General features: G+C 54.9%; 1 tRNA gene and 2 rRNA genes. All 3 read right to left on the bottom strand.

The annotated features are described in order from the left end of the window. Position 1: 1 nt before the first annotated feature. The 3 genes from rrf (ACOZIO_RS25080) to rrf (ACOZIO_RS25070) all read right to left on the bottom strand — a co-directional run bounded on the left by rrf (ACOZIO_RS25080) (position 2) and on the right by rrf (ACOZIO_RS25070) (position 394). Positions 2–117: ribosomal RNA gene (gene rrf, locus ACOZIO_RS25080) — 5S ribosomal RNA — on the bottom strand. A gap of 36 nt (positions 118–153) precedes the next feature. Continuing rightward, positions 154–229 (bottom strand) — tRNA-Thr (locus tag ACOZIO_RS25075). A 49-nt stretch (positions 230–278) separates the two neighbouring features. Continuing rightward, positions 279–394 (bottom strand): 5S ribosomal RNA (gene rrf, locus ACOZIO_RS25070). Positions 395–397: the final 3 nt, after the last annotated feature.

Genomic DNA, 397 nt, shown 5'->3' with positions numbered 1-397 from the left:
TGCCTGGCAGTTCCCTACTCTCGCATGGGGAGACCCCACACTACCATCGGCGCTACGGCGTTTCACTTCTGAGTTCGGCATGGGGTCAGGTGGGACCACCGCGCTAGTGCCGCCAGGCAAATTCTGTAATTTACCGAACTCTACGCTTATTACTGGTGCTGATACCCAGAGTCGAACTGGGGACCTCACCCTTACCAAGGGTGCGCTCTACCAACTGAGCCATATCAGCACGCTTATTCTTATAACAGTTTACTTAAAGCAAACTTTACAAATTTGATGCCTGGCAGTTCCCTACTCTCGCATGGGGAGACCCCACACTACCATCGGCGCTACGGCGTTTCACTTCTGAGTTCGGCATGGGGTCAGGTGGGACCACCGCGCTAGTGCCGCCAGGCAA

This window comes from Rahnella sp. PD4 (assembly GCF_049199325.1).
GTDB lineage: Bacteria > Pseudomonadota > Gammaproteobacteria > Enterobacterales > Enterobacteriaceae > Rahnella > Rahnella perminowiae.
The sequence above is the reverse complement of the archived record's forward strand: the minus strand, read 5'-3'. Positions and strand labels throughout refer to the sequence as shown.